The organism is Nonomuraea sp. NPDC000554, assembly GCF_040300065.1.
Lineage (GTDB): Bacteria > Actinomycetota > Actinomycetes > Streptosporangiales > Streptosporangiaceae > Nonomuraea.
Genome location: NZ_JBEPDC010000030.1, coordinates 112,371 through 136,066 on the forward strand (window position 1 = coordinate 112,371; position 23,696 = coordinate 136,066).

At 67.9% G+C, this 23,696-nt stretch carries 22 protein-coding genes and 1 riboswitch; of the genes, 9 read left to right on the forward strand and 13 right to left on the reverse strand.

Annotated features, from left to right (window positions below):
- Positions 1-198: 198 nt before the first annotated feature.
- The 5 genes from ABT294_RS40715 to ABT294_RS40735 form a co-directional block, all read right to left on the reverse strand.
- Positions 199-1,512, reverse strand: coding sequence for an FtsX-like permease family protein (locus ABT294_RS40715; RefSeq protein ID WP_350811800.1), 1,314 nt, complete (start codon positions 1,510-1,512; stop codon positions 199-201).
- Positions 1,509-2,234, reverse strand: a complete 726-nt coding sequence (locus tag ABT294_RS40720; protein ID WP_350811801.1) for an ABC transporter ATP-binding protein — start codon at positions 2,232-2,234, stop codon at positions 1,509-1,511. The genes ABT294_RS40715 and ABT294_RS40720 overlap by 4 nt, the downstream gene beginning before the upstream one ends.
- A gap of 240 nt (positions 2,235-2,474) precedes the next feature.
- Positions 2,475-2,957, reverse strand: coding sequence for a phosphotransferase (locus ABT294_RS40725; protein ID WP_350811802.1), 483 nt, complete (start codon positions 2,955-2,957; stop codon positions 2,475-2,477).
- Between the two features lie 217 nt (positions 2,958-3,174).
- Complete coding sequence (locus ABT294_RS40730) at positions 3,175-3,717, reverse strand: hypothetical protein (RefSeq protein ID WP_350811803.1); 543 nt, start codon at positions 3,715-3,717, stop codon at positions 3,175-3,177.
- A 116-nt stretch (positions 3,718-3,833) separates the two neighbouring features.
- Positions 3,834-4,394 (reverse strand): cysteine hydrolase family protein, encoded by a 561-nt coding sequence (locus tag ABT294_RS40735; protein WP_350811804.1) that lies wholly within the window; start codon positions 4,392-4,394, stop codon positions 3,834-3,836.
- 305 nt (positions 4,395-4,699) lie between these two features.
- Between ABT294_RS40735 and ABT294_RS40740 the strand changes: the two genes are divergently transcribed.
- The 3 genes from ABT294_RS40740 (at position 4,700) to ABT294_RS40750 (ending at position 6,597) form a co-directional block, all read left to right on the forward strand.
- Positions 4,700-5,107: a VOC family protein gene (locus tag ABT294_RS40740; RefSeq protein WP_350811805.1), complete on the forward strand. Its 408-nt coding sequence runs from the start codon at positions 4,700-4,702 to the stop codon at positions 5,105-5,107.
- Positions 5,108-5,164: 57 nt separating this feature from the next.
- The gene (locus tag ABT294_RS40745) at positions 5,165-6,085 is read left to right on the forward strand and encodes a sigma-70 family RNA polymerase sigma factor (RefSeq protein WP_350811806.1); all 921 of its coding nucleotides are present in this window, start codon (positions 5,165-5,167) and stop codon (positions 6,083-6,085) included.
- A gap of 101 nt (positions 6,086-6,186) precedes the next feature.
- Positions 6,187-6,597 carry a RidA family protein gene (locus tag ABT294_RS40750; protein ID WP_350811807.1) on the forward strand — a complete coding sequence of 137 codons (411 nt, stop codon included), beginning with the start codon at positions 6,187-6,189 and terminating at the stop codon, positions 6,595-6,597.
- A gap of 112 nt (positions 6,598-6,709) precedes the next feature.
- On the opposite strand, the gene ABT294_RS40755 is transcribed toward ABT294_RS40750, so the two are convergent.
- Together ABT294_RS40755 and ABT294_RS40760 are read right to left on the reverse strand one after the other, a co-directional pair.
- Complete coding sequence (locus ABT294_RS40755; protein ID WP_350811808.1) at positions 6,710-7,111, reverse strand: NUDIX hydrolase; 402 nt, start codon at positions 7,109-7,111, stop codon at positions 6,710-6,712.
- 113 nt (positions 7,112-7,224) lie between these two features.
- Positions 7,225-7,758 (reverse strand): GNAT family N-acetyltransferase, encoded by a 534-nt coding sequence (locus ABT294_RS40760; protein ID WP_350811809.1) that lies wholly within the window; start codon positions 7,756-7,758, stop codon positions 7,225-7,227.
- 396 nt (positions 7,759-8,154) lie between these two features.
- Here ABT294_RS40760 and rpoB point away from each other — a divergent pair, with 396 nt between their 5' ends.
- A complete protein-coding gene (rpoB, locus tag ABT294_RS40765) occupies positions 8,155-11,622 on the forward strand; it encodes a DNA-directed RNA polymerase subunit beta (protein WP_350811810.1) in 3,468 nt (1,155 codons plus the stop codon).
- A gap of 171 nt (positions 11,623-11,793) precedes the next feature.
- Here the strand turns inward: rpoB and ABT294_RS40770 are convergent, their stop codons facing one another.
- The gene (locus ABT294_RS40770; protein ID WP_350811811.1) at positions 11,794-12,723 is read right to left on the reverse strand and encodes a LysR family transcriptional regulator; all 930 of its coding nucleotides are present in this window, start codon (positions 12,721-12,723) and stop codon (positions 11,794-11,796) included.
- 72 nt (positions 12,724-12,795) lie between these two features.
- On the opposite strand from ABT294_RS40770, the gene ABT294_RS40775 reads away from it, so the two are divergent.
- Both ABT294_RS40775 and ABT294_RS40780 read left to right on the forward strand, forming a co-directional pair.
- The gene (locus tag ABT294_RS40775) at positions 12,796-13,692 is read left to right on the forward strand and encodes an SDR family NAD(P)-dependent oxidoreductase (RefSeq protein ID WP_350811812.1); all 897 of its coding nucleotides are present in this window, start codon (positions 12,796-12,798) and stop codon (positions 13,690-13,692) included.
- Positions 13,689-13,895: a hypothetical protein gene (locus ABT294_RS40780; RefSeq protein WP_350811813.1), complete on the forward strand. Its 207-nt coding sequence runs from the start codon at positions 13,689-13,691 to the stop codon at positions 13,893-13,895. Before ABT294_RS40775 ends, ABT294_RS40780 begins: the two co-directional genes overlap by 4 nt.
- On the opposite strand, the gene ABT294_RS40785 is transcribed toward ABT294_RS40780, so the two are convergent.
- The 3 genes from ABT294_RS40785 to ABT294_RS40795 all read right to left on the reverse strand — a co-directional run bounded on the left by ABT294_RS40785 (position 13,889) and on the right by ABT294_RS40795 (position 17,977).
- Positions 13,889-14,848, reverse strand: coding sequence for a GNAT family N-acetyltransferase (locus ABT294_RS40785; RefSeq protein WP_350811814.1), 960 nt, complete (start codon positions 14,846-14,848; stop codon positions 13,889-13,891). The genes ABT294_RS40780 and ABT294_RS40785 overlap by 7 nt on opposite strands.
- Positions 14,849-15,473: 625 nt before the next feature.
- Positions 15,474-16,208: an MgtC/SapB family protein gene (locus ABT294_RS40790; RefSeq protein WP_350811815.1), complete on the reverse strand. Its 735-nt coding sequence runs from the start codon at positions 16,206-16,208 to the stop codon at positions 15,474-15,476.
- Positions 16,209-16,327: 119 nt separating this feature from the next.
- Entirely contained in the window at positions 16,328-17,977 is a 1,650-nt protein-coding gene (locus ABT294_RS40795) for an NRAMP family divalent metal transporter (protein ID WP_350811816.1), read from the reverse strand.
- A gap of 275 nt (positions 17,978-18,252) precedes the next feature.
- A riboswitch (M-box (ykoK) riboswitch) is annotated at positions 18,253-18,427 on the reverse strand.
- Between the two features lie 176 nt (positions 18,428-18,603).
- Between ABT294_RS40795 and ABT294_RS40800 the strand changes: the two genes are divergently transcribed.
- The gene (locus tag ABT294_RS40800; protein WP_350811827.1) at positions 18,604-19,215 is read left to right on the forward strand and encodes a VWA domain-containing protein; all 612 of its coding nucleotides are present in this window, start codon (positions 18,604-18,606) and stop codon (positions 19,213-19,215) included.
- A 36-nt stretch (positions 19,216-19,251) separates the two neighbouring features.
- Complete coding sequence (locus ABT294_RS40805) at positions 19,252-20,223, forward strand: magnesium transporter CorA family protein (RefSeq protein WP_350811817.1); 972 nt, start codon at positions 19,252-19,254, stop codon at positions 20,221-20,223.
- A 608-nt stretch (positions 20,224-20,831) separates the two neighbouring features.
- On the opposite strand, the gene ABT294_RS40810 is transcribed toward ABT294_RS40805, so the two are convergent.
- Positions 20,832-21,251 (reverse strand): hypothetical protein, encoded by a 420-nt coding sequence (locus tag ABT294_RS40810; RefSeq protein WP_350811818.1) that lies wholly within the window; start codon positions 21,249-21,251, stop codon positions 20,832-20,834.
- Between the two features lie 439 nt (positions 21,252-21,690).
- Between ABT294_RS40810 and ABT294_RS40815 the strand changes: the two genes are divergently transcribed.
- Entirely contained in the window at positions 21,691-21,957 is a 267-nt protein-coding gene (locus ABT294_RS40815) for a hypothetical protein (RefSeq protein ID WP_350811819.1), read from the forward strand.
- 248 nt (positions 21,958-22,205) lie between these two features.
- On the opposite strand, the gene lysA is transcribed toward ABT294_RS40815, so the two are convergent.
- Entirely contained in the window at positions 22,206-23,525 is a 1,320-nt protein-coding gene (lysA, locus tag ABT294_RS40820; RefSeq protein WP_350811828.1) for a diaminopimelate decarboxylase, read from the reverse strand.
- Between the last annotated feature and the right edge of the window lie 171 nt (positions 23,526-23,696).

A 23,696-nucleotide genomic window follows, 5' to 3' on the forward strand; every position in this document is an offset into this window, starting at 1 on the left:
GACGGAATCAGCCTAGGTTTCCGGCTGTCACCTGGTCAACCGACCTGAATCAGGGCCTTTTCTTTGGTTACTTCGGTTTCATCAACAACAACCGTCGCACGCGACAGGCTTTCGTTTCCCCGGATGGCGCTCGCACTGCGGCGACGTTGTTCCCGTCGGTGCGACCGTGCCGTGACGTACCCCGGCGAGCCCATGAGCCTAATCCGCGAGCAGCGGTCCGCGGCGTGCTCCGCGTGTCGAGACCAGCCCTCCCACCAGGCCGCTCACGGCACAGACCAGGACCAGTCCCAGGTACTGCGGCATCGAGAAGGCGAACCACAGCTCGCCCGTCGCGGCCTTGCCCATCGCGGCCAGCGAAGCCACGGCGATCGCCGTGCCGAGCAGTGTGCCCGTGACCGTCACGACCAGCGACTCCCAGCAGACCGCCCGGGCGAGCTGACCGGGTTGCGTCCCCACGGACCGCAGCAGCCTGATCTCCTCTGCCCGCTCCGCCATCGACATGGCCGTGGCGTTCAGCACCGAGATCACGGTGTACGCCACCGCCGATCCCACCAGCATGGGAGCGGCCCAGGCCGACGGCCCGGTACGCGTCACGCCCGCCGCCGCGTCGGAGGTCGACACGGCGAACAGGAAGGTGCAGGCGAGCGCCACAGTCAGCATCACCGGGGACGCGGCCGACATCGCCCGGCGCGGCTGCGTGACCAGTGCCGACCTGGCCAGCATCCCGGCGGCCGGGTCGAGCCACGCCACGGGAGCCGCGAGGACCCAGCCCACCCCGCGCACCACGAGGGGGCCCAACGCCGATGCGCCGACGCAGAGCGCCATCGTCGCCCCCAGCCCGGTGGGCACCGCGGCCGTCGGCTTCACCTGAGGCACCAGCCACACCAGCACCCCGCCCCCGGCCAGCGCCACCACGCCGAGCGCCGCTCTGGGCCACGGCATGAGCCGTTGCTGCGCCGCGCTGTCACGCAATACCTCCAACGGCCCCACGCCTACCGCCTTGCGTGCCGCCACCCGCGCGGCCAGCAGCGTCACCACCAACCCGACCACCAGCGCCAGGACGAACGGCCCCGACATCACCTCGACCGGAACGTCCACGGGCGCCAGTTCTACCGCCCGCAGGAACGACGCCATCGCCTCGGCGTACGGCACGGCCAGCACGCAACCGACCGCGCTCGCCAGCACGGCCACCACCAGCGCCTCCGCCGTGATCAACCGGCGCACCTGCCGCGGCGTCATGCCGATCGACCGCAGCAGACCCCAGGCCCTGCGCTGCCGCAGCACGTGCAGGCCCAGCATGCCCGCCACCACGAACACCGACACGAAGCTCGACACCACGGCGGACAGGACCAGCAACCCCATGATCCCGCTCAGCTCGTCACGGCTGCCGGCTCCAGCGACCAGCAGGCCACTGCCGCTCACCAGCGTCACCGCCATGAGCACCGCCACGAACGAGGCGGCGAAGCCGGTCCAGTTGGTCCGTACGTTGTTCCAGGCGAGCACCAGCGTCATCGGCGGCCGCCCAACCGCATGCCGATCTGCTCGACCGAGGGCCTGTCCAGCACGTCCACGATCCGCCCGTCGGTGAGGAAGAGGGCGGCGTCGGCCCGGGCGGCGGCCTCCGGGTCGTGTGTGACCATCACCACCGTCTGGCCGAACTCGTCGACCGCCTCCCGAAGCAGCCCCAGCACCTCATGCCCGGTGCTGCGGTCCAGCGCCCCGGTCGGCTCGTCGGCGAACAGCACCTCCGGCCTGCCGAGCAGCGCGCGGGCGATGGCCACCCGCTGCTGCTGGCCCCCGGACAGCTGCGCTGGGCGATGCCCCTCCCGCCCCGCCAAGCCGACCCGGTGCAGCAACTCGCGCACCCGTGCCGGATCGGGCCGCCGCCGGGCCAGCCTGCTGGGCAGGATGACGTTCTGCCAGGCGGTCAGCGACGGCACCAGGTTGAACGCCTGGAAGATCACTCCGACCCGGTCGCGCCGGAGCACCGCGAGCTCCTTCTCCTGCAGCTGCGTGATGTCCTGCCCGGCGATGCGCACCGACCCGGACTGCGGCCGATCCAGCCCCGACGCACACTGCAACAGCGTGCTCTTGCCCGAGCCTGACGGGCCCATCACGGCGGTGAAACTGCCACGCCGGAACCCGGCACTGACCTGGCGCAGCGCGGGCAACTCCGTGGCGCCCTTGCCGTACGTCCTGGTCACTCCTTCGAGGAGGACCGCATGATCTTTCATGGTTACGAGTCTGTTGACTCGCACTGTCGTGATGGATCCGGCATCACCCTGATCGATCCCCGATACCGCTGGGCCACTCCTCCATGTCGCATTCCTCACCAGCACGGCTGATCACCAGGGCAGCAGAGATCATGGCAGGGGATTCTCGCACGCCAGGACGGCCCGTGATGGTCTCCGGGTTCTCCCCAGGGGCCTGTGCCTTGGTCGGGGGCCGAGAGTGACCTGTCTGCGCCGACCGTACTAAATGACGGGGTCCTCAAGGACGTGCATGAGCACCCGGCTCTGGAAGCCATCAGGGTCGGGGCCGGGCTGGCCGGCCACGGTTGCGAGCGCCTTCCACAGCGCCCACCCGCGTGCTCGTCGCCAGGTGTCGTCGGGCAGGCCGACGGCCTCCCGGAAGACCTTCCGCTCGTCACCGACGAAGTGGGTCCAGGCCATGACCAGGTCACAGGCGGGGTCACCGATGCCGCACGTCCCGAAGTCGATGACTGCGGACAGTCTTCCGTCCAGGGTGAGCAGATTGGCGACGGCGAGGTCGCCATGGAACCACGTCGGCGGGGAGGGCCAGGCAGAGGTCAGCGCGCTCGCCCAGACGGCCTGGCATGCCGCAACATCGACGACGTCCCCGAGCTTGCTGAGCGAGCCCTCGACCTCGTCGCTGTAGACGCTGGGGTGACAGCCTCGGAAGAAGGAATGACGACCGCAGGCCGGACCCTGCTGCACAGGGACCTCGCGGAGTGGCGGGCAACGGGCTCGATCGGGAGGTCGCTCCACTCGGGGAACTGTTCGGAGACCAAGGTGTGTACGAGGTCGGTGGTGATGTCGATCACGGCTCAAGTCTCCGTGCTCCGGTGCGAGTTATCCATCATCACGCTAACCGACCTGTGCCCCCGCAGCCCCTCCCGTCCCGGAGCCACGAAGCCCGCAACCGGGACGGCTCCTAGTCCCGCCGGTCCAGGCGCTGGAGCAGGCCGTAGATGAAGCGCGCCCGGTAGCCCTCGCCGTCGTGGGTGAAGTCGACCACCCAGTGGTGTGGGGCGGCCCCCTCGCCCTGGACGGCGCTCGGGAAGCCGGCACCGACGTCGGCGACGACGCACCGCCAGGGGACGAGGTCCGCGAAGGTCAGGCGCCGGGCGCCGGAGGGGCGGACGAACCATTCGTTCCACACCTCGCCGTCAGGGCCGGACAGGACCTCGAACGCCAGGTCCGGCCAGGACGGCAGCACCCAGCGCGTGACGTCGCAGGTCAGACTGCCGATCAGCTTCTCGCCCTGGTAGCAGGGGGTGCCGAGCAGCCGCCGCAACCCGGGCGCGCCCTTCGGAGCCCGCGGGGAGTGGAGCATTTTCGTCCATTGGGTGTGCGCGGCACGCAGCTCGGCGCGCGAGGCGCGCATGCGTGCCAGCGAGTCCTCCACCCTGTCGGCGTTGAGGTCACGCATCCGATGCATCAACGTCAGCTCGAACTGGCGAACCCCGAAACCCATGACGACCACCCTGCCACGACCGTGACCCCATAACCCTGTGTTGTCATCGAAGGCTGAGCGGTCAGGTGCGCCGTCTCATCGCGGGCATGGCCCAGATCTTCCATGCTGACGGCTGGTCACAGGCCGGCGATCCACTCCTGGCCCGTGAGGACGTCGGCACCCCTGGCCGGGAAGACGCGGTTGATCAGGAAGTCATGCACGTCCGGTTCCCCGTCGGCGCAGGCGTCACTGAGCACGGTCACGTGGTAGTCGCGGTCGGCGGCGTCGTAGAGCGTGGCGGCGACCATCGCCCCGGTCGCGACACCGGTCAGCACGATCGAGTCGATGCGCTGGGCGCGCAGGAGCCGATCGAGGTCGGTCGCCGCGAACGCACTGGCGCGGCGCTTGAGGACGACGGCCTCGCCCGGCAACGGCTCGATGCGCGGGTGCACGAGCGTCTCGGGGGACTCTTCGTGGAACAGCGTCCCCGCGCCGCGCAGGGCGCTGATCAACTGGTTTCCCGCTGCCACATCAAGGCCTGAGGCCCGGAGCCCGAAACGTATGAAGATCACCGGGATTCCGGCGGCTCTGGCTGCGGGGAGAACCTTTTCCACGACGGGAAGCACACCGGCGGCGAAGGGGTAGTTGTCCACGATGCCCGCCTGCAGGTCGCCGACGATGAGCGCGGTGGTGGTCATACGGATTCCTTGTCTGTACGGCGCGCCATCGGCCATCCTCACGGTCGTATCCTGGGCGTTGTTGTCGTCGATCTAGTACGACGATAGTGGGACAGATCCACGTATAGGCCATTGGCCGCGGCACAAGCGGCTTGGGTCGTAGCCCGATCTTGGTTCACGCGATGGCGGTTCCTCCTCCGCCGGATCCGCGCGAATACCGGTAACGGCCCGGTCCATTCGTTACCTTCTGGCGCCCGCGCCCGTCATACGAGCGACGGCCGTATACGCCCACGGTCGTCGGACCAACGACGAGACTGGAGACCAGGGTGCTGACGAACATCATGTATGTGACGATCTACGTCACCGATCAGGACCGCGCGCTGAAGTTCTACACCGAAGGGCTCGGCCTGGAGAAGCGCATCGACTACCCGGGGCCGGAAGGACGCTTCCTCACCGTGGGCGTTGCCGACAGCCCGGTCGAGATCATCCTCTGGTCGCATGGGCCGACCGCAGGCCAGCCGGTCGAGAAGCGGCCGGGCGTCGGCTCCGGTCCGCTCGTCCTCGAGTCGGAGGACCTGCGGAAGGATTTCGAGGTGTTTCGCCGGCGAGGCGTAACCTTCGATCGGCCCGAACCGGAGGACTACCCGTTCGGCGTTCGCATCGAGGCGGTGGATCCGGACGGCAACCGGATCTCGCTCCGCCAGCAGCGCCGCCGAAACCGCGCCGATGGCTGACGCGACGATCCAGGCCCGTCATACCCCATGAGCAAGCAGATCCAAGGAAACCACAGGATGACTGACACCAGCCGGACGGACCTGCTGGCCGAAGCGTTCGAGGCCCAGCGCGACCGGCTGAGCGCGGTCGCCTACCGCGTGCTCGGCTCACACGCCGACGCCGAGGACGTGGTCCAGGAGGCATGGATGCGGCTCGCCCGCCAGGACGCGACGACCATCGAGAACCTGGCGGGCTGGCTGACCACGGTGGTCGGCCGGATCAGCCTGGACGTCCTGCGGTCCCGCCAGACCCGCCCCGAGGCGTCCTACGGAGCCGGGTTGACCGAGCTCGTGGTAACGGTCGACGACAGCGCTGAGCCTGAGGAAACCGTGGCGCTCGCCGACTCGGTGGGGCTCGCGCTGCTCGTCGTCCTGGACTCGCTCGGGCCCAGCGAGCGGCTGGCGTTCGTGCTGCACGACCTGTTCGCGGTGCCGTTCGCCGAGATCGGCCAGATCCTCGGCAAGTCCGCCGACGCCACCAAGATGATCGCCAGCCGCGCTCGCAGGAAGGTACAGGCAACCGAGCGTCCGACGATCGTCGGACGAGAACAACGAAAGGTCATCAAAGCCTTCCGCGCGGCCGCCGTGGCCGGCGATTTCGAGGCGCTGCTACGCGTGCTCGACCCGGACGTGAGACTGACCGTCGACACTCCGGGCGGGGTGGTCGTCACCCTCGGCGCCACCGAAGTCGCCTCCGGTGCGCAGATGGTCTCCGGCGCGGTCGCACGACATCAAGCGGTGCTCGTCAACGGCCTTCCCGGGTACGTCTCATGGCGCGAGGACGGAACCCCGCTCTCCATCATCTCGTTCACGGTCGCCGACGGCCGGATTGCCGCCATCGCGATCGTGGCTGATCCCGCCAGGCTCGCATCGATGCACCTGCCAGACCCTGCGTGCGATTCCACCACGTCCGAGACGGAATCCGGCACCACCAGGTGATCTCGTCCGCCCCGCCGACGAAAGGAAAAGAGGAGGCGGAAGCCGGAACGACAGTGCCACGATGGTCGCTTTGTGCCCGATGCGAAAGGAACTGACCGACCGTGCCTCGCGCCATCACTTTGATCCGCTCCGCTTCTCTGTCCGACGTCGCCGAGTACGCCTACGCAGCCACGGCGCCTGCCGAGTCCCGACTCATCTTTCTCGCCGGAGCGTGTCCGCTGAACCAGGACGGCTCGACGGCAGCGCTTGGGGACTACGCGGGCCAAGCAGCGAAAGCCGTCGAGAACATGGAGGCGGCTCTCACCGCCTCTGGCGCATCGCTGCAGGACGTCATCAGCACAAGGGTCCTCGTCGCGTCCACGCGGCGGGAGGACTTGGGGGCTGCCTGGGCGGTAGTCCGGGACTCGTTCGGTGAGCATGACGTACCGAGCACCCTGCTGGGCGTCACCGTGCTCGGTTACGACGGCCAGCTCGTTGAGATCGAAGCCGTCGCCGCCGTTCTTGATTCCTGAGCGGTAGCCGTCCGCGTGACGCAACGGGCACGGCTCCAAGCGCAAGCAGCCGTGGACGGCCGACCAGGCGCTCCATCCGGCCTTCGCGCCCCTGAGCTCCGGTGTTGTCGAGTCAGCGGAGCTGGCCGGTCTGGTGGAGGTGGTCGAAGATGATCTGGTCCACGGGCGACACACGGTCGCGGTCGGCGTAGGTCAGCCAGGTCAGCTCTTCGATCTCGCTGGTAGGCGCCGGTGTTCCGTGGTGGTCGGCGGTGTAGCAGGTCATCTGCACGGTGACGCCGTTGGCGTGACCGTGCGCTTGGGCCTGGTAGGTGCCCACATGGGTGGCGGTGGTCGGGACGATGGCGACCGACAGTTCCTCGTCGATCTCGCGGATGAGGGTGTCGAGATCGGTTTCGCCGGGCTCGCGTTTGCCGCCGGGGATGTAGTAGACGTCTTTGCCGCGTGAACGGGTGCTGAGGATCTTGCCGTCGGCAAGGTGGATCCATGCGATCTTGTCGATGGTGGTGGCCATCGTGTTCTCCCTTGTTGGGGGTCGGGTGGGTGTCAGGTGGCCAAATCTACGAAGCGTGGCCGTTCCCTCTCGCCAACAGGCCCTCACTTGACCTGCTGATCATGGAGGTGCTGTCAGTTGCCACGTGGGGTTACGGCCACCGGGCTGTGGCGAACCATGCGCACGTTGGGCAGTTTGTCTTTCCAGAGTTCCGACTCACCGGTCATCTCGAAGCCGTAGTGGGTGTAGAAGCGGATAGCCCGCTCGTTGTAGGCCGTCACCCAAAGGCGCATCGATGTCTCTCCCGCCCAGGCGAGGAACTCGTCCATGAGCCGGCGCCCAAGCCCTTGGCCCTTGACCTCCTCAAGAAGGTACATGGGGCCCAAGGTCACCACGTCGTCTCGGCGGCCGCACAGGAGACCGACGATCTCGTCGCCAAAGCGAGCGACGCGGCAGAAGGTCTCGTACGGCTGCTGCTCGGCCTCCTCGATGAACTTCTGCCATCGGGCAATGCCTTCCGTGGTGGTCACAGAGCCGACGTTCCCCCTGATCCAGGTCTCATCGATCCCTGCGTCCTCGTTCAGGTACGTCTGCAGCCAAGCTCTCAGGTGCACCTGGCCGATGGCTGCAGCGTCGTGGGGTCGCGGACATTCGATCAGATAAGCCACGCGTTCCAGACCTCTTCCTCGCTGGGTGCTCTCGTTCGATATCTTCTCCGAACCTTGCTCCCTTCCACGCGCCTGCTGCTCCAGCCGCGGCCGGGTGAGGGTGCCCTGCTGGGACTCGCCCTTGTTCAGCTGCCGGAATGGCCACCTTCAACTGGACCGGCACCTTCTACCCGCGCATCAGGTGCGGCGTTTGGGGATTGACAAGTGGGGGCGGCATACGTCATCATGAAAATGCGACCGGGAAGACTGGTCTGCGTTAGCGTGGACAAATTCAATTAGAGCGAGTACGCTCATGCCTCCACGCTGCCTTTTTGATGACCCGCTCCGCTGCTCACGTTGCGAGGTTGTCTGGCGTGCGTGTTGTCAGTCCGCCGCCAGCCCTCGGAAGGACATCTGTTGGCAGCCTCACGCAACGCCTCCGCCGTACCCACCGGTCCCCGTCGCGTCTCATTTTCGCGCATCCAGGAGCCCCTCGAAGTTCCTGACCTTCTCGCCCTGCAGACCGAGTCGTTCGACTGGCTGCTCGGGAACGAGAAGTGGAAGGCCCGGGTAGAGGCGGCTCGTCAGGCCGGGCGCAAGGACGTCCCGACCCAGTCGGGCCTCGAAGAGATCTTCGAAGAGATCAGTCCGATCGAGGACTTCTCGGGGACCATGTCCTTGTCGTTCCGCGACCACCGGTTCGAGCCGCCCAAGTACTCAGTCGATGAGTGCAAGGACAAGGACATGACCTTCTCCGCCCCGATGTTCGTGACGGCGGAGTTCATCAATAACACCACCGGTGAGATCAAGAGCCAGACGGTGTTCATGGGCGACTTCCCGCTCATGACACCGAAGGGCACCTTCATCATCAACGGCACCGAGCGTGTCGTGGTCTCCCAGCTCGTCCGGTCTCCGGGGGTGTACTTCGAGCGCAGTGCCGACAAGACGTCCGACAAGGACCTGTACGGGTGCAGGGTGATCCCGTCGCGGGGTGCCTGGCTCGAGTTCGAGATCGACAAGCGCGACAGCGTCGGTGTGCGCATCGACCGCAAGCGCAAGCAGGCCGTCACCGTGCTTCTCAAGGCGCTGGGCTGGACCAGCGAAGCGATTTTGGAGCGGTTCGGCCAGTACGAGTCGATGCGGGCCACCCTGGAGAAGGACCACACGGCCGGCCAGGACGACGCCCTGCTCGACATCTACCGCAAGCTGCGGCCGGGTGAGCCGCCGACCAAGGAGTCGGCGCAGACCCTGCTGGAGAACCTGTACTTCAGCCCCAAGCGGTACGACCTCGCCAAGGTCGGCCGCTACAAGATCAACAAGAAGCTCGGGGTCGACAGCGACATCACCCAGAGCACCCTCACCGAAGCGGACATCGTCTCCGCGATCGAGTACATCATCCGCCTGCACGCGGGTGAGGAGTCGATGCCGAGCGCCCAGGGTGACCGGATCGTCGAGGTCGACGACATCGACCACTTCGGCAACCGCCGCCTGCGCGGCGTCGGCGAGCTGATCCAGAACCAGGTCCGCCTGGGCCTGGCCCGCATGGAGCGCGTCGTGCGCGAGCGGATGACCACGCAGGACGTCGAGGCGATCACGCCGCAGACCCTGATCAACATCCGCCCGGTCGTGGCGTCGATCAAGGAGTTCTTCGGCACCTCGCAGCTGTCGCAGTTCATGAACCAGACCAACCCGCTGGACGGTCTGACGCACAAGCGGCGTCTGTCCGCGCTCGGTCCTGGTGGTCTGTCGCGTGAGCGGGCGGGCTTCGAGGTCCGCGACGTGCACCCGTCCCACTACGGCCGGATGTGCCCGATCGAGACGCCCGAAGGCCCGAACATCGGCCTGATCGGCTCGCTGGCCTCCTACGGCCGGCTCAACGCCTTCGGCTTCGTCGAGACGCCGTACCGCAAGGTCGTCGACGGCAAGGTGACCGACCAGATCGACTACCTGACCGCCGACGAGGAGGACCGCTTCGTCAAGGCGCAGGCCAACACGGCGCTCAACGCCGACGGCTCGTTCGCCGAGGCCCGCGTCCTGGTCCGCACCAAGGGCGGCGAGACCGAACTGGCCCGTGCCGAGGAGGTCGACTACATCGACGTGTCGCCGCGCCAGATGGTGTCGGTGGCGACGGCGATGATCCCGTTCCTCGAGCACGACGACGCCAACCGGGCGTTGATGGGCGCGAACATGATGCGCCAGTCGGTGCCGCTGCTCAAGAGTGAGGCGCCGCTGGTCGGCACCGGCATGGAGTACCGTGCCGCCACCGACACGGGTGACATGGTCAGCGCCGAGAAGGCGGGCGTGGTCGAGGAGGTCTCCGCCGACTACGTCACCGTCATGAACGACGACGGCACGCGGACGACGTACCGCGTGGCGAAGTTCAAGCGTTCCAACCAGGGCACCTCGTTCAACCAGAAGCCCATCGTCGCCGAGGGCGACCGGGTGGAGGCCAACCAGGTGATCGCCGACGGGCCGTGCACCGACAACGGCGAGATGGCGCTGGGCAAGAACCTGCTCGTGGCGTTCATGCCGTGGGAGGGCCACAACTACGAAGACGCGATCATCCTGTCCCAGCGTCTGGTGCAGGACGACGTCCTCTCCTCGATCCACATCGAGGAGCACGAGGTCGACGCCCGCGACACCAAGCTGGGCCCGGAGGAGATCACCCGCGACATCCCGAACGTCTCCGAGGAGGTCCTGGCCGACCTCGACGAGCGCGGCATCATCCGGATCGGCGCCGAGGTCGTCCCCGGCGACATCCTCGTCGGCAAGGTCACCCCGAAGGGCGAGACCGAGCTGACCCCCGAGGAGCGGCTGCTGCGCGCGATCTTCGGTGAGAAGGCCCGCGAGGTCCGTGACACCTCGCTGAAGGTGCCACACGGTGAGCAGGGCAAGGTCATCGGTGTCCGCGTGTTCTCCCGTGAGGAGGGCGACGAGCTGCCGCCGGGTGTCAACGAGCTGGTCCGCGTCTACGTGGCCCAGAAGCGTAAGATCACCGATGGTGACAAACTGGCAGGTCGGCACGGCAACAAGGGCGTCATCTCCAAGATCCTGCCGGTCGAGGACATGCCGTTCCTGGAGGACGGCACCCCGGTCGACATCATCCTCAACCCCCTCGGTGTGCCCGGCCGGATGAACGTCGGCCAGGTGCTGGAGACCCACCTCGGCTGGATCGCGGCCAGAGGCTGGGACATCTCCGGCGTCCAGGAGGCCTGGGCCGAACGGCTGCGCGACAAGGGCTTCGACAAGGTCGAGCCGCGCACCAACATGGCGACCCCGGTCTTCGACGGCGCCCACCAGGAAGAGATCGTCGGGCTGCTCGACAACACCGTCCCCAACCGTGACGGGGATCGGCTGGTGCAGCGCAGCGGCAAGGCCCGGTTGTTCGACGGCCGTTCCGGCGAGCCGTTCCCGTACCCGATCGCGGTCGGCTACATGTACATTCTCAAGCTGCTTCACCTGGTCGACGACAAGATCCACGCCCGGTCGACCGGCCCGTACTCCATGATCACCCAGCAGCCGCTCGGCGGTAAGGCCCAGTTCGGTGGCCAGCGCTTCGGTGAGATGGAGGTGTGGGCGCTGGAGGCGTACGGCGCCGCCTACGCGCTCCAGGAGCTGCTGACCATCAAGTCCGACGACGTCCTCGGCCGCGTGAAGGTGTACGAGGCGATCGTCAAGGGCGAGAACATTCCCGAGCCGGGCATCCCAGAGTCCTTCAAGGTCCTCATCAAGGAGATGCAGTCGCTCTGCCTCAACGTCGAGGTGCTCTCCAGCGACGGCATGTCCATCGAGATGCGCGACACCGACGAGGACGTCTTCCGCGCCGCGGAAGAGCTCGGAATCGACCTGTCCCGGCGTGAGCCGAGCAGTGTCGAGGAGGTCTGAGCGCCCCTACGGCTTCTGGGCGCCGGGTGAAGTGCCCCTCGCCCAGCGGTGACGGGCTCGACCGCGTGCCTTGGGTGATGAGCTCGCGGATGAACTCCGCCGGTGGTGACCAAGGAGATCATCCGCGCACCCAAGACCGCACGAGCCAGCCGCCCGACCGGGGGCCGTACGTCACGAATTCGGGACGGTGTCGGCGCCGAGGGCCGCGGCCCGCAAGGCCGCCGCGAGGCGGACGACGGGTTCGGTCGGCGGCTCGGGAAGGCGGGCCAGGAGCAGGCGTCGCAGTTCCTGGGGCCCGCCGCGCACCGGCAGGATGCGCACGCCGGGCGGCGCGGCGGAGGCCATCGCGGCGGACACGGTGGTCAGCCCGCAGCCCGCGGCCACGAGATGCAGTTTCGCCAGCCAGTCCCGGGCCGTGTGCACGATCTCGGGCCGCTCGTCCAGGCCCGGCCACACCCCCATGAGCCGGTCCGCGCCGGACGACGAACCGGCGATCCACCGTTGTCCGCGCAGGTCGGCAACGTCGACGAAGTCCCCGCGGGCCAGCGGGTGCGCCGCGGGAACGGCCACGCAGAGGGGGCGCTCCGTGAGCGTCTGCAACGCCAGTGGGGGCGATTCGGTGTCCGGTGCGCGAAACGGCGGCGCCGACGACAGCAGGGCGAGATCGATGCTGCCCGCCCGCAGGGCGCGCACCAGCGCCGGAGTGCCTCCCTCGCGGCTGATGACGTGCACGCCCGGGTAGCTGCGCCGCAGCGCGGCAAGGGCGATCGGCACCAGGGTCGTACCGGCGCTGGGCAACCAGCCGAGGCGCACGGTGCCGCCCTCTTCGGGCAGGCCGGACAGCTCGCGGGCGGTCGCGTCGATCTCGTCGAGCACGACCGTCGCGCGGCGCATGACGACCCGCCCGACCGCGGTCAGCCGTACGCCGTCGCGCCGCCGCTCCAGCAACTCCGCGCCCGCGACCCGCTCGATCGAGGCGATCTGCCGGGACACCGCTGACTGCGTGTACCCCAGCGACGTGGCGGCCGCGGTGAAGGTCCCCTGCTCGGCCACCGCGCGGAACACCCGCAGGGCGGTCAGCGACACATCGGTGAAGTCCATGACGTTTACGCATACCAGCCGTGCGCAAGTTTCGTTGGACTCATGGACAGAGGCGTTCCTACCGTTGCAGGCATGAATGTTTCCCGAATCGTCCTTGTGACGGGCGCCAACCAGGGCCTCGGCCGGGCCCTCGTCGAAGGCCTCGCGGCCGGCATGGGAACGGATGACCTGGTCCTGCTCACCGGACGCAGCGAGCGGCGCGTCACCGATGCCGCCCGCGAGGTGGCACAGCTGCCCGGAACCCGCGCTCAGGTGCGGGGCCGGGTCCTCGACGTCACCGACACCGACGCGATCGGCCGGCTCGCCGACGAACTGCGGAGCCAGTACGGCGGCGCCGACGTGGTGATCTCCAACGCGGTCACCCGCCTGCTGCCGGAGGAGTCGCAGGCCGAGCGCGCCGACGAGTTCATCGACGTGTCCAACACCGCCACCCACGCGATCCTGCGCTCCTTCGGCCCGATCCTGCGCCCCGGAGGCCGGCTGCTCGTGGTGGCCAGCAGCCTGGGTACCCTCGGCCACCTCGACCCCCGGCTGCGTCACCTGTTCGACGGCGCCAGCCTCGACCAGGTCGAGTACGCCGTCGAGTCCTGGCGGACCGCCCTCCACAACAACACCGCCGAGGAGGCGGGGTGGCCGCGCTGGCTGAACGTGCCCTCGAAAGTGGCCCAGGTCGCCGCCGTACGCGCGGTCGCCACCGTACGCCGCGAGCGCGACCTCGCGACCGACACCCTGGTCGCCTCCGTCTGCCCCGGCATGGTCGACACCGCGACCTCCCGGCCATGGTTCAGCGACTTCAGCCAGGCCCAATCGCCCTCCGAGGCGGCTCGGGCCGTACTCGACCTTGTCTTCGCCGAGCACGTCGACCCCGCCCTGTACGGCGAGCTGATCCGCTTCGGCGAGGCCCTCGACTGGTACGGCGGCACGCCCCCGGTGGAGCAGGACCGCAGGATCGAAGGAGCGCACTCATGACCGCCATCACCACGCCCTACGGATTCTCCAGCACGGCCGTAGAGGTCGCGCAGGGCATCGACCTCACCGGCCGCCGCGCGTTGGTCACCGGCGCCTCCTCCGGTCTCGGCGCGGAAACGGCCCGGGTCCTGGCCGGTACGGGAGCGGCCGTCACCCTGGCCGTCCGCGAGCACCTGAGTGTTTGGGAAGAGCTCACTCAGTAAGCGTGCACGTAGGTGGCGACGGACTTGAAGATGGCGAAACCGGCGTGCTCGTAGAGCGCGACCGCGCCGGTTCCGTTGGCGGTGTCGACGCTCAGTCCCGCTGTGCCGTACCCCTGGGCCTTGAACGAAGTGAGGGCATGCGCGATCAGTGCGCTCGCCACGCCCCTGCCGCGCCATTCCTCAACCGTCGCGATGATCTGGATCCATGCCTCGCGTATGCCGGTGGCCGCGGTGTCCGCCTCTCGGTAGTGGGTCAGTAGGCAGCCCACCGCGTTCCCGTCCGCCGTGGCCAGGAACGAGACTTCGGGACGGAAGGCGGCCGTGCCGGTGATGAGGCGCCTCCAGCTTTCAGGGGTGTGCGGCGTGTTGCCCCAGTGGTCGCGGAAGGCGGCGTTGCGTACCTCGCGGGCCTGCTCGTCGAGCTTCGGTGTCCAGGTGACGATCGTGACCCCGTCGGGAACCCGTGGCGGCGGGATCGGCGCGGCCAGATCGCGCCGCCTGCCCTGGAAAACGCGGGCGGGCTGAAACCCAGCCTCGCTGGCGAGCTTGGCCAAGTCATGGTTGCCGTCATAGACGGGCAGGTGGAGATGGAGAGGTTTACCGGGATAGCGCCTTTCGTGCAGCACTGGTGCGGTTTTGAGCGACCAGTCGATGATTCGCCTGCCGTATCCACGCCTGCGATGGTCGGGGTGCACGCCGCCTCCCCATAGATCCATCAGGTGGATGGGATCCGCCGCCTGCCTGACTGGAGCCAGCCCGAGCGCGACGATCTGGCCGCCCTGCCTGGCTGCGAGTGTGCCTTCCGGCAGGTTGAGCAGTGGGTTGGCCAGGCGTTCTGCCGTCTGCTCCACGGTGACATGACTGCCGGTCCTGTCCACCGCTTCGACGGCGGCGGCGAACTCGGCCCAGGCTGGCGCGTCATCCGTGGTGAGCGGTCCCCACTTCACTTCCATGATCGCCAGGCTAGGACAAGACCTATGACCTCGGCGATGCCTTTGTGGGGTGATTTCTGCTCTTCTTGATGGCCCTCATGCAAGCGAGTTCGCCTGGTGTAGAGCACCACCTACCGCTTCATGGCTCGGTAGCGCTTGAGGAGGGCCGTGATCGTCGTGGTCTCGTCCCGTACGGCGGGCCATGAGCCCTCACCTCCAGGCTGTCAACGGTGCGGTTACCGCCCAGCTCAAGGATGATGCACGGTCATCTGCCGAATTGGCTTTTCACTGCGAGCTTCTCGCGGATCCGCAGCACGTCCAAGGCCCACAAGTCTGCACGTGCTCCACTACGCCCGCATCATCACCGGCTCGCACCTGCGCAGAGCTGATCGGGATTCCTCAGCTGTGTCCAGGCCTGCCCAGGTCAATCTGCCGTGCCGCGCTATTTCCTTCGCGATCGTGAGATGGCGATCGTGAGGAGGATGACGACGGTCAGGAGTACCAGGAGGCCGATCAGTGCTGCGGAGTGGGGGTAGTGCGGCAGGTGCGTCTGCGCGGCGAGGTGGACCGCTGGGACTGCGCCGACGATGGACGTGGGCAGGGTCGGGCGGGGCTGGCACCGCGACGTGGTCACCATCACAGCCCCCTAACTTGCCGTGATGATGGGGCGGGGAGCGTTCGCGGCATGGTCGTCGGCGGTGTGCCAGTCGACAGCGTGAATGCCGGGCTCCAGGGACAGCCGGGCGATCAGGTGCTCCAGATGCGTTGCGGCATCCCCATCGAGAAGCAGGTAAGCGGTCAAGCGGGTGTCGCCACCCTGGTCGCGGGTGGTGTTGATACCGCGCAAGATCACCTCACGGCCGGCCGTGTACTGGACCAGTAGCGCGCGGACATGCTGCTCGTCTCGGGGCTGGCAGGTCAGATGCAGCAGGTAAGAATGGAGATCCTCATCCGTGCCTGGGGTCTCGTGGTCGATGAGTCGTCCCAGAGGGCGACCCAGAAGGTGGACCGCCAGAACGGCCCCGGTGGCGATGGCGGTGAAAGCGAACTGCCCGGAGGCGGCCAGGACGCCGACGGCGGCTGAGCACCACAGGGTGGCGGCGGTGTTGAGACCACGGATGTTGAACCCGTCCCGGAGGATCACCCCGGCGCCGAGGAAACCGATGCCGGACACCACATAGGAGGCGACCCTGGTGGGGCTGGCCAGGTCGCCCACCGCGTTGGAGTAGAGGACGAACAGGGTTGCGCCGGTGGCGACCAGAGCGTTGGTGCGCAGGCCGGCCATCCGGGCGCGCCATTGCCGCTCGAGACCGATCAGTGCGCCGCAGCCCATCCCGACGGCCAGGCGCAGTACGAACTCGGTGATGGTCAGCGCGTGCATGATCTCGCGCTCCTCTCCGTCAGGGCATGGCCAGGCTGCCCCCTCGCCGTTTCTGGGATCCGGCTCGTTCGTCGGTGTCGCAGACACGCGAGCGCATCCCCGCTGCAACGGCGCGAAAGTCAGTGACCGAGCCCCATCTGGACGATCTTGAATATGACGAGCACCGTGGCCAGGCCCAGGTAGAGGCGCAGAACGCTCATGCCGATCCTGCGTCCGTTGGACATGACCGGCCTGCTGAGCTCGGTCAGCGGCGGCATCCGCCAGCACTGTCTGCCGGTACGGTCGACGGGCTCGGCGGCGAAGCGGCGGCGGCGCACGGCCGCGTAGCCCGCGCAGATCGCTCCGGCGACGCCGCACCCGCCCATGATCGTGAGGATCTGGGTCTCGGTGACGCCGGGGAACAGGACCGCGATGGTGAGGATGATCGACAGGGTGACCAGCACGCCGACTACTGCCGAGGTGAACAGGTTGGTCGCCCGTCCGTTGACCCACGGCCCGAGGACCTGCCGGTCGTTGCACAGCAGCAGCAGGAACACCGACGCGCTCGGCAGCAGTACCCCTGCCAGCGCCTGCACGCCCTCGGTGAGCAGGCCGAGGGGCGAGCTGGGGATCAGCACGATGGTGGCCGCGGCCGCGATCAGGCCGGCGTAGACGGCGTAGAAGCCTTTGGCCTGTCCGATCCCGCGGTGCAGCGAGTGATTGAGGCTGAGGACGTCCCCGATGGCGTAGGCGGTGGACAGACAGACCGCGAAGGCGCCGATGATGCAGGCGTCCAGCAGCGCGATCGCGAACAGCGCCCCGGCGGTGCGGCCCGCGTACGCCTGAAGGCCGTGCGCGATGCCTGCGCTGTCGGTGAAGTTCCCGGCCGCTTCGGTCCCGGCGAAGGCGGCAGCGGTGAAGCCCATCATGGCGGCCGCGCCAATGATCACTACGAGGATGCCGATCACCAGGTCGGCCTTCTCGTAGGCGATGAAACGGGGAGTGATGCGCTTGTCGATGACGTAGGACTGCTGGAAGAACAGCTGCCAGGGGGCGACGGTCGTGCCGACGATGCCGATGACCAGCAGCATCAGCGCCGCCATGCCGCCCGGCCCGGCCGGGAGCGAGGGGATGAGGAAGCCGCGGGCCACCTGGGAGGCGGCCGGGTGCACCATGACGTACACGGGCACGAGCAGCAGGGACGCCGCGCACAGCGCGACGGCGACCCGCTCGAAGCGGCGGAACGATCCGGTGGAGGCCGCCACCATGATGACCAGCCCGGCCAGGATCACCGAGGGGACCTTCGGCAGGCCCAGATACCCGGCGGCCAGCGTGATGCCGATGAATTCCGTGACGAGGGTGAGGGCGTTGAGGAGGAACAGGTCGATGACGCTGAAGGCACCCCAGAACCTGCCGAACCGCTCCAGGATGAGGCGGGCGTGACCGACTCCGGTGACGGCGCCGAGGCGCAGCACCATCTCCTGGTTGACGTATAGCACCGGCACCAGCAACAGCAGCGTCCAGAGCAGGGCGGTGCCGTAGTTCTGGCCGGCCTGTCCGTAGGTGGCGAACGCGCCGGCGTCGTTGTCGCCGACCATGACGATCAGGCCGGGGCCGACGATCGCGAGCAGGGCCTTGACCTTGGCGGACAGGCCCAAAGGTGCCGTCGCGCCGTGCCTGATGGTGCCGAGGGCGCCGTGGATGTCGCCGATGTGGGCGTCGTCCAGTACCGCGCCGCGACGGTCTGCGGCGATCCCTCCGTAGGTCGCGGTGAAGTCTGTGGAGGCCATGTTGAACCCCTCTCAGCCCGGAGTGGGCTGGCGGGGCATGCGTTCAGCCGTCGTTCCCACGCGTGGGTGAGGCGCTGTTCCGCCCGCCGTACGGGGCCGAACAGCGGGAACGGGCGAAGACGGCTACCGCATGCCGGAGGCAGATGAGGACACGCGAGCCGTGGGCCGACTTCGGCCCCAACTACTTTCAGACACGTCCTCACCTCCGTCCGGCCGGACACCGCGACCACGCGGTGCTACATCCAAGACGGGGCCCGCCTCGTGACAGGCGGCGCACCCCACATCTCGTAAGAGCTTCGGCACTGCCCGGCGTATGCCCGCGGAGTTCGCGGGAAGCCACCTGGCCTCACCCCTTAGGCCGGGGAGAGGTGTCCTGACCCTGGGCGTCTCTCGACGTCGTGGGGTCAGTGGCCTGTATCCGGACAGACGCCTCACCTAACGAGGTGCCTACTACCAGGCTAGGCTCCGCGCGCGAAGGTGACAACTGCGCAGCCCCGTCCTGACCTGCGATGACAGGAGTTTGCGATCCATGGCGAGCCTCACCTTCACGCTTCTCGGTCCAGTTTCGATGGCCTTGACGATAGTTGCGCGAAGAACAGCTATTCGGCGGTTTGCAGCCCACCGATGTGGCGCCGACGCGGGTGGGGGCGGCCAAGCGGTTCGTGGCGGACTTGCCGGATCGGTTCAACGTGGGGCTGGTGTCCTTCGCTCGATCGGCATCGGTGCTGGTGTCGCCCACGGCCGATCACACTGCGGTGATCCGCGGCGTCGACGCGCTCAGGCCGGGGCCGGGCACCGCCATCGGCGAGGCGGTGTTCTCCATCCGCTCCTTCGATCAGCAGGCTGCCAGCGATCCACCGCCGGCGGCGATCGTCCTGCTCTGCGATGGCGACAACACCTCGGGCCGCGCCGTAGCGGAGGCGATGAGCGCCGCCGCACAGGCCAGGGTGCCGGTGTCGACGATCGCGTTCGGCACGCAGGACGGGACGGTCGAGATCGACGGGCAGCCGGTGCCGCCGAACCTGGAGACGCTCCGCTCGCTGGCCGAGGGCATCAGCGGGAGGTCCTACGACGCCGAGACCAGGAGCTCCCTGGACGACGTCTACAAGGAGACCGGGTCGTCGCTGGGTACCAAGACCGTGAACCAGGAGATCGGCTACTGGTTCCTGCGCTGGGCGCTGGTGCCTGCGTTCGCGCTGGCCATCAGTTCGATGCTGCTGTCGGTCAAGCTGCCGTGAAGCCGCAACCCAGGAAGGGATCTACTCTTGGCGACCATGGCTCACACCCGTCTGTATCGCAATGGCGTCCTGGACGCGGAAGGCTTCCCCATCGCCGACGTCTCCGACTACGTCGGCGACCCGTCGTGCACGATCTGGTTCGACCTGTGCTCGCCCACCCCCGACGACCTCGCCGTGATCAGCGAGGAGCTTGGGCTGCACGCGTTGGCCGTGGAGGACGTGCTGCACGACCGGCAGCGTCCCAAGCTGGATGTCTACGACACGCACCTGTTCCTGGCGGTGTACGGCGAGCGGCTCGACACCGAGACCGGCGACATCACCTCGACCGAGATCGACATCTTCGTCACACGGAACGCGCTGGTCACCGTCCGAGAAAACGACCAGTTCGACGTCGACGAGGTGATCAGGCGCTGGGACGCCAACCGGGAGATGGCCAAGCACGGCGTCGGCTTCTTGCTGCACGGCCTGCTCGACTACGTCGTGGACGGCCACTTCGAGATCATCCAGTCACTTGACGACCAGATCGAGCAACTTGAGAACCACCTGTTCGACAACCAGATCAGCGGACGCGACCTGCAACAGCGCACTTTTGCCATGCGCAAGAACCTGGTCCAGTTCCGCCGTGCCGTCCTGCCCATGCGCGAGGTGATCAACAGCCTCATCCGGCGTGACCTGCACGTGGTCGAGCCCGCCATGGCCCCCTACTACCAGGACGTCTACGATCACGTGATGCGCGTCACCGAGTGGACCGACTCGCTGCGCGACCTGGTAGGCAACATCCGCGAGACCAGCCTGACCCAGCAGAGCTACCGGCTCAACGACATCATGAAGAAGCTCACCAGCTGGGCTGCGATCATCGCCGTCCCCACCATGATCACCGGTTTCTACGGCCAGAACGTGCCCTATCCCGGCGCGGAGCAGCCGATTGGATTCTGGGTCTCGACGCTCGTCATCATCGTCGCCTCGAGCAGCCTGTACCTGCTGTTCCGCAAGCAGGACTGGCTCTGACAGGCAGCTGCCAGGGCTGGCAGGTCGGCTGGTTATGCCGGGATCGTGTCACCTCCGCCGAGCCCGCACCGCTGACCTGGAACGGCGTCGACCTCGGAGTCTGAACCGTCCAGGACAGCCATCGGCGCCGCCGCCGCGTCGGCGTCTGGCTGGTTTCGGTGGTGGTGCTTGCGCGGATGACTCTAAACGGCTGGGTCGAGGTGGTATTCCTCGTGCACGGCGTCGTAGGAGTAGAGCTCAGCGTAGCGACGCCAGTCGGTCGCCGCCTCCAGCTGCTGGGTGACCTGCACGCTGGTGTAGTGCCAGGATGCCGCGGAAGAACCCAGCCCGCAGGCCGCCGTCGACGCTGTTCTTCAGGCTGGTGACGATCAGGTGGATCAGTCGCTGAGGTCGGACAGGTCCAGGTGGCCGCCGTGGCGTTGGAGGATTTCCGCCAGTCCGGACAGGCCGTCCACCGAGGCGGCGGGCAGCGGGGTGTTCGCGCCGCCGTGGGTCATGGGCTTGTCGGCGCGGTGATGACGGCGGGTGCGCGAGCAACGGCAGGCCGTCGGTGCCCAGCCGGAGAATGATCCCGTTGATCACCTGGCGGTCATGGAGTGGCAGCTGTTTCAGCGGTCTGTACGCGAGACGCCGTTGGCACGTCCGTGGAGCCGTCGCAGAAGCATGGGAGTGCGGCGCAGATCCGCCCGCATCAGGCGGTACGGGCGGCGGACGCGGCGCGTGTGCCCCCAAGCGCAGCCCGCGAGTGCCACAGCGGTGAACGCGGCCAACCTGAGCAGGTCGTCAGGCCCGAAGGCCAACTCCCCTTTGGCGTGCGTCAGGAAGCCCGTGGCGAAGCACCAGGCCATCACGCCCGTCGCCAGTGCGGCGAGGTAGCGCCTCGCCCAGGATCCGAACAGGCCGACGGCCGCCGCCATCACGGCGACGCGTGCCGCGGTCTCGGAGAAGGCGAGCGACGCCACAGCGCAGGTGCCGACCGCACATATGAATCCGGCCGGAAGCAGCATTTCCAGGGGGCGCTCGCGCATCGACCGTTCCTTTCAGCGGAGAGCCATTTCATGAAACCCGCCCAGGCCCGCGGGAGCGATATTTACTACGTAATTTCTACGCGCTTGATACGACCACTGACGCATTATTTGCGCGCCAGGGACGCGTCAAAGCCCTTGCCCGGCGGATTACGGAATCGACATAGTGAGGTCATCGATCGCGGAAAGGAGGGAGAAATGACGGTGCAAGCCCGCCGCAGCGTTGCCCGGCGTCCCTCGCCCCTCCTGCCCGATCGATGGCGTATCCCCTAGAACGCGGGACACGCCCTCCTTCCGGCGTCGGTACGCCGGCTCTTTCCCGGCGAGCCCGCGCCGAAGCTGGCCATGGCGTTCTGCGCCGAGTTGGCTGGCGATCCTGCGGAGGCGGCTGGCCGAGCAGACCATCGCCGCCTTCCGCGACTACCAGCGCGACGACAGGAAGATGCGCACCCTGCGTCTCGACGGAGACCTGCGCGCGGCGGTGGCCTTCAACACCAGCTATGCCGAGGGCAACTCCAATTACCACTTCGACCGCTATGACAAGGCCTTGGAGCGATTCATCGCGCTGAACCATGGCCATTTCGACGGGGCGATTCGCGACGGTGAGGCGGCGCTCGGCGGATGGACCCTCATCCCGGCCGCCGGCGCGCTGCTGGTGGCCGCCCTGACCCTGATGGGCATTCGGCCACGGCTCAACGAGTACCGATAGCAGCCCCTTACCGAGGCGACCGAGGATCGGACCGCAGAAGCAACGCATAAGTCGTCAAACACATATTCGCGCGGATCAGGAACGCCGACGGTGAGTGCTCCGTCGGCCACATCACCGGCGACCTACGGCTGACAGTCGCACATGGCACTAGATCAGTGTGAGCAGGGCGACGACCGCGATCAGGGCCAGGAGTACGAGGGCCTCTGGGCGGACGCGCCTGTGGGCTCGACGTTCTGGCCGGATGCGCGTCACAGTCCCACGTCCCGGCGCAGGAGGTCGTCGATCTCCTCCCGGCGCACCACCATGCGGGCGGCGCCGTCGGCGACCGCGATGACGGGTGGGCGGCCGGTGAGGTTGTAGGTGGAAGCCATCGAGTAGTGGTAGGCGCCGGTGGCCGGCACCGCGATGACGTCGCCCGGCCGGATGTCCGCGGGCAGCGGCACGTTCTCGGCGATGACGTCGCCCGCCTCGCAGTGGTGCCCGACCAAGGTGACGGGGTGGTCGGCCATGGCCGGGCGGTGGCCGATCAGGCGGGCGGTGTAGCGGGCCCCGTACAGGGACGGGCGGGGGTTGTCACTCATCCCACCGTCGACGGCGACGAACGTGCGATCGTGGGTACGGTCGATGACGCGTTTGACCGCGATGACCCGGTACAGGGTGAGTCCAGCCGGGCCGCTGATCGATCGGCCCGGCTCGATGGTGAGCCGGGGGACGGGCAGGTGCAGTGTCGCGCAGCGTTCCTCGATCGCCTTGGTGACGGTCGTGGCGTACTCCTCGGGGGTCAGGCCGTGCTCGGACTCCAGGTAGGCGATGCCCTGGCCGCCGCCCAGGTCAAGCTGGGGAAGGACGATCCCGTACGCGTCGCGGACGCCGGCGAGCTGCTCGACCATGATCCTGGCCGCCTGCTCGTACGGCTCGCTCGTGCGGATCTGGGAGCCGAGGTGACAGTGCAGGCCCACCAGGTGCAGCTCCGGCTGGCGCAGCACCCTGACCACGGCCGCGGCGGCGTCTCCCAAGGCGATGGACAGGCCGAACTTCTGGCCCTCGCCCCCGGTCCGGATCGCCGCATGCGCGCCCGCCTCGATGTCCGGGATGACCCGCAGCAGCACCTTCTGCCGGCGCCCCGGCGGGACCAGCATCGCCAGCCGGACCACCTCGGCAAGGTTGTCGACCACGATCCGCCCCACCCCGTACTCGACCGCCTCGGCCAGCTCGTGCGGGGTCTTGGCGTTGCCGTGGAAGACGATCCGATCGGCGGGGAAGCCGACGGACCGGGCGATGGCCAGCTCGCCGCCGGAGCAGACGTCGAGGCCGAGCCCTTCCTGCCGAACCCAGGTGGCCATCGCCCTGCACAGGAACGCCTTGGCGGCGTACAGGATGTCGGCGTCCGGCAGCGCGGCGCGGAAGGCGCGGCAACGTCCCCGGATGTCGGCCTCGTCCACCACATAGGCGGGGGTGCCGAAGCGCTCGGCGATGTCCATGAGGGGCACGCCTCCCACGCAAGCCACCGGCCGGAAACGGGTGGTGGCCGACCAGGGCTCCGCGGCGAACCGCGCCTGCTCCCTCATCTCGTCCAAGCGCACGGGATGACGCGGGCCGGGGACGGACAATTGGGGCTCTGACATCTGGTTCCTCCTGCAAGAAATGCTTCAAATAAGGAAACTAATCGCGCAGCAGGGTAAGTACGTCAATTTATACGCAATCTGGACGAGCGCCGTGGAGATTCTGACGCCGCATTG

Excerpts from the sequence above, each read along its gene's own strand:
- ABT294_RS40715 (WP_350811800.1), bottom strand. The coding sequence starts at position 1,512 with ATGACGCTGGTGCTCGCCTGGAACAACGTACGGACCAACTGGACCGGC.
- ABT294_RS40720 (WP_350811801.1), bottom strand. The coding sequence starts at position 2,234 with ATGAAAGATCATGCGGTCCTCCTCGAAGGAGTGACCAGGACGTACGGC.
- ABT294_RS40730 (WP_350811803.1), bottom strand. The coding sequence starts at position 3,717 with ATGGGTTTCGGGGTTCGCCAGTTCGAGCTGACGTTGATGCATCGGATG.
- ABT294_RS40735 (WP_350811804.1), bottom strand. The coding sequence starts at position 4,394 with ATGACCACCACCGCGCTCATCGTCGGCGACCTGCAGGCGGGCATCGTG.
- ABT294_RS40745 (WP_350811806.1), top strand. The coding sequence starts at position 5,165 with ATGACTGACACCAGCCGGACGGACCTGCTGGCCGAAGCGTTCGAGGCC.
- ABT294_RS40755 (WP_350811808.1), bottom strand. The coding sequence starts at position 7,111 with ATGGCCACCACCATCGACAAGATCGCATGGATCCACCTTGCCGACGGC.
- ABT294_RS40770 (WP_350811811.1), bottom strand. The coding sequence starts at position 12,723 with ATGGACTTCACCGATGTGTCGCTGACCGCCCTGCGGGTGTTCCGCGCG.
- ABT294_RS40775 (WP_350811812.1), top strand. The coding sequence starts at position 12,796 with ATGAATGTTTCCCGAATCGTCCTTGTGACGGGCGCCAACCAGGGCCTC.
- ABT294_RS40780 (WP_350811813.1), top strand. The coding sequence starts at position 13,689 with ATGACCGCCATCACCACGCCCTACGGATTCTCCAGCACGGCCGTAGAG.
- ABT294_RS40785 (WP_350811814.1), bottom strand. The coding sequence starts at position 14,848 with ATGGAAGTGAAGTGGGGACCGCTCACCACGGATGACGCGCCAGCCTGG.
- ABT294_RS40790 (WP_350811815.1), bottom strand. The coding sequence starts at position 16,208 with ATGCACGCGCTGACCATCACCGAGTTCGTACTGCGCCTGGCCGTCGGG.
- ABT294_RS40795 (WP_350811816.1), bottom strand. The coding sequence starts at position 17,977 with ATGGCCTCCACAGACTTCACCGCGACCTACGGAGGGATCGCCGCAGAC.
- ABT294_RS40805 (WP_350811817.1), top strand. The coding sequence starts at position 19,252 with ATGGCTCACACCCGTCTGTATCGCAATGGCGTCCTGGACGCGGAAGGC.
- ABT294_RS40810 (WP_350811818.1), bottom strand. The coding sequence starts at position 21,251 with ATGCGCGAGCGCCCCCTGGAAATGCTGCTTCCGGCCGGATTCATATGT.
- ABT294_RS40815 (WP_350811819.1), top strand. The coding sequence starts at position 21,691 with ATGCGCACCCTGCGTCTCGACGGAGACCTGCGCGCGGCGGTGGCCTTC.
- lysA (WP_350811828.1), bottom strand. The coding sequence starts at position 23,525 with ATGAGGGAGCAGGCGCGGTTCGCCGCGGAGCCCTGGTCGGCCACCACC.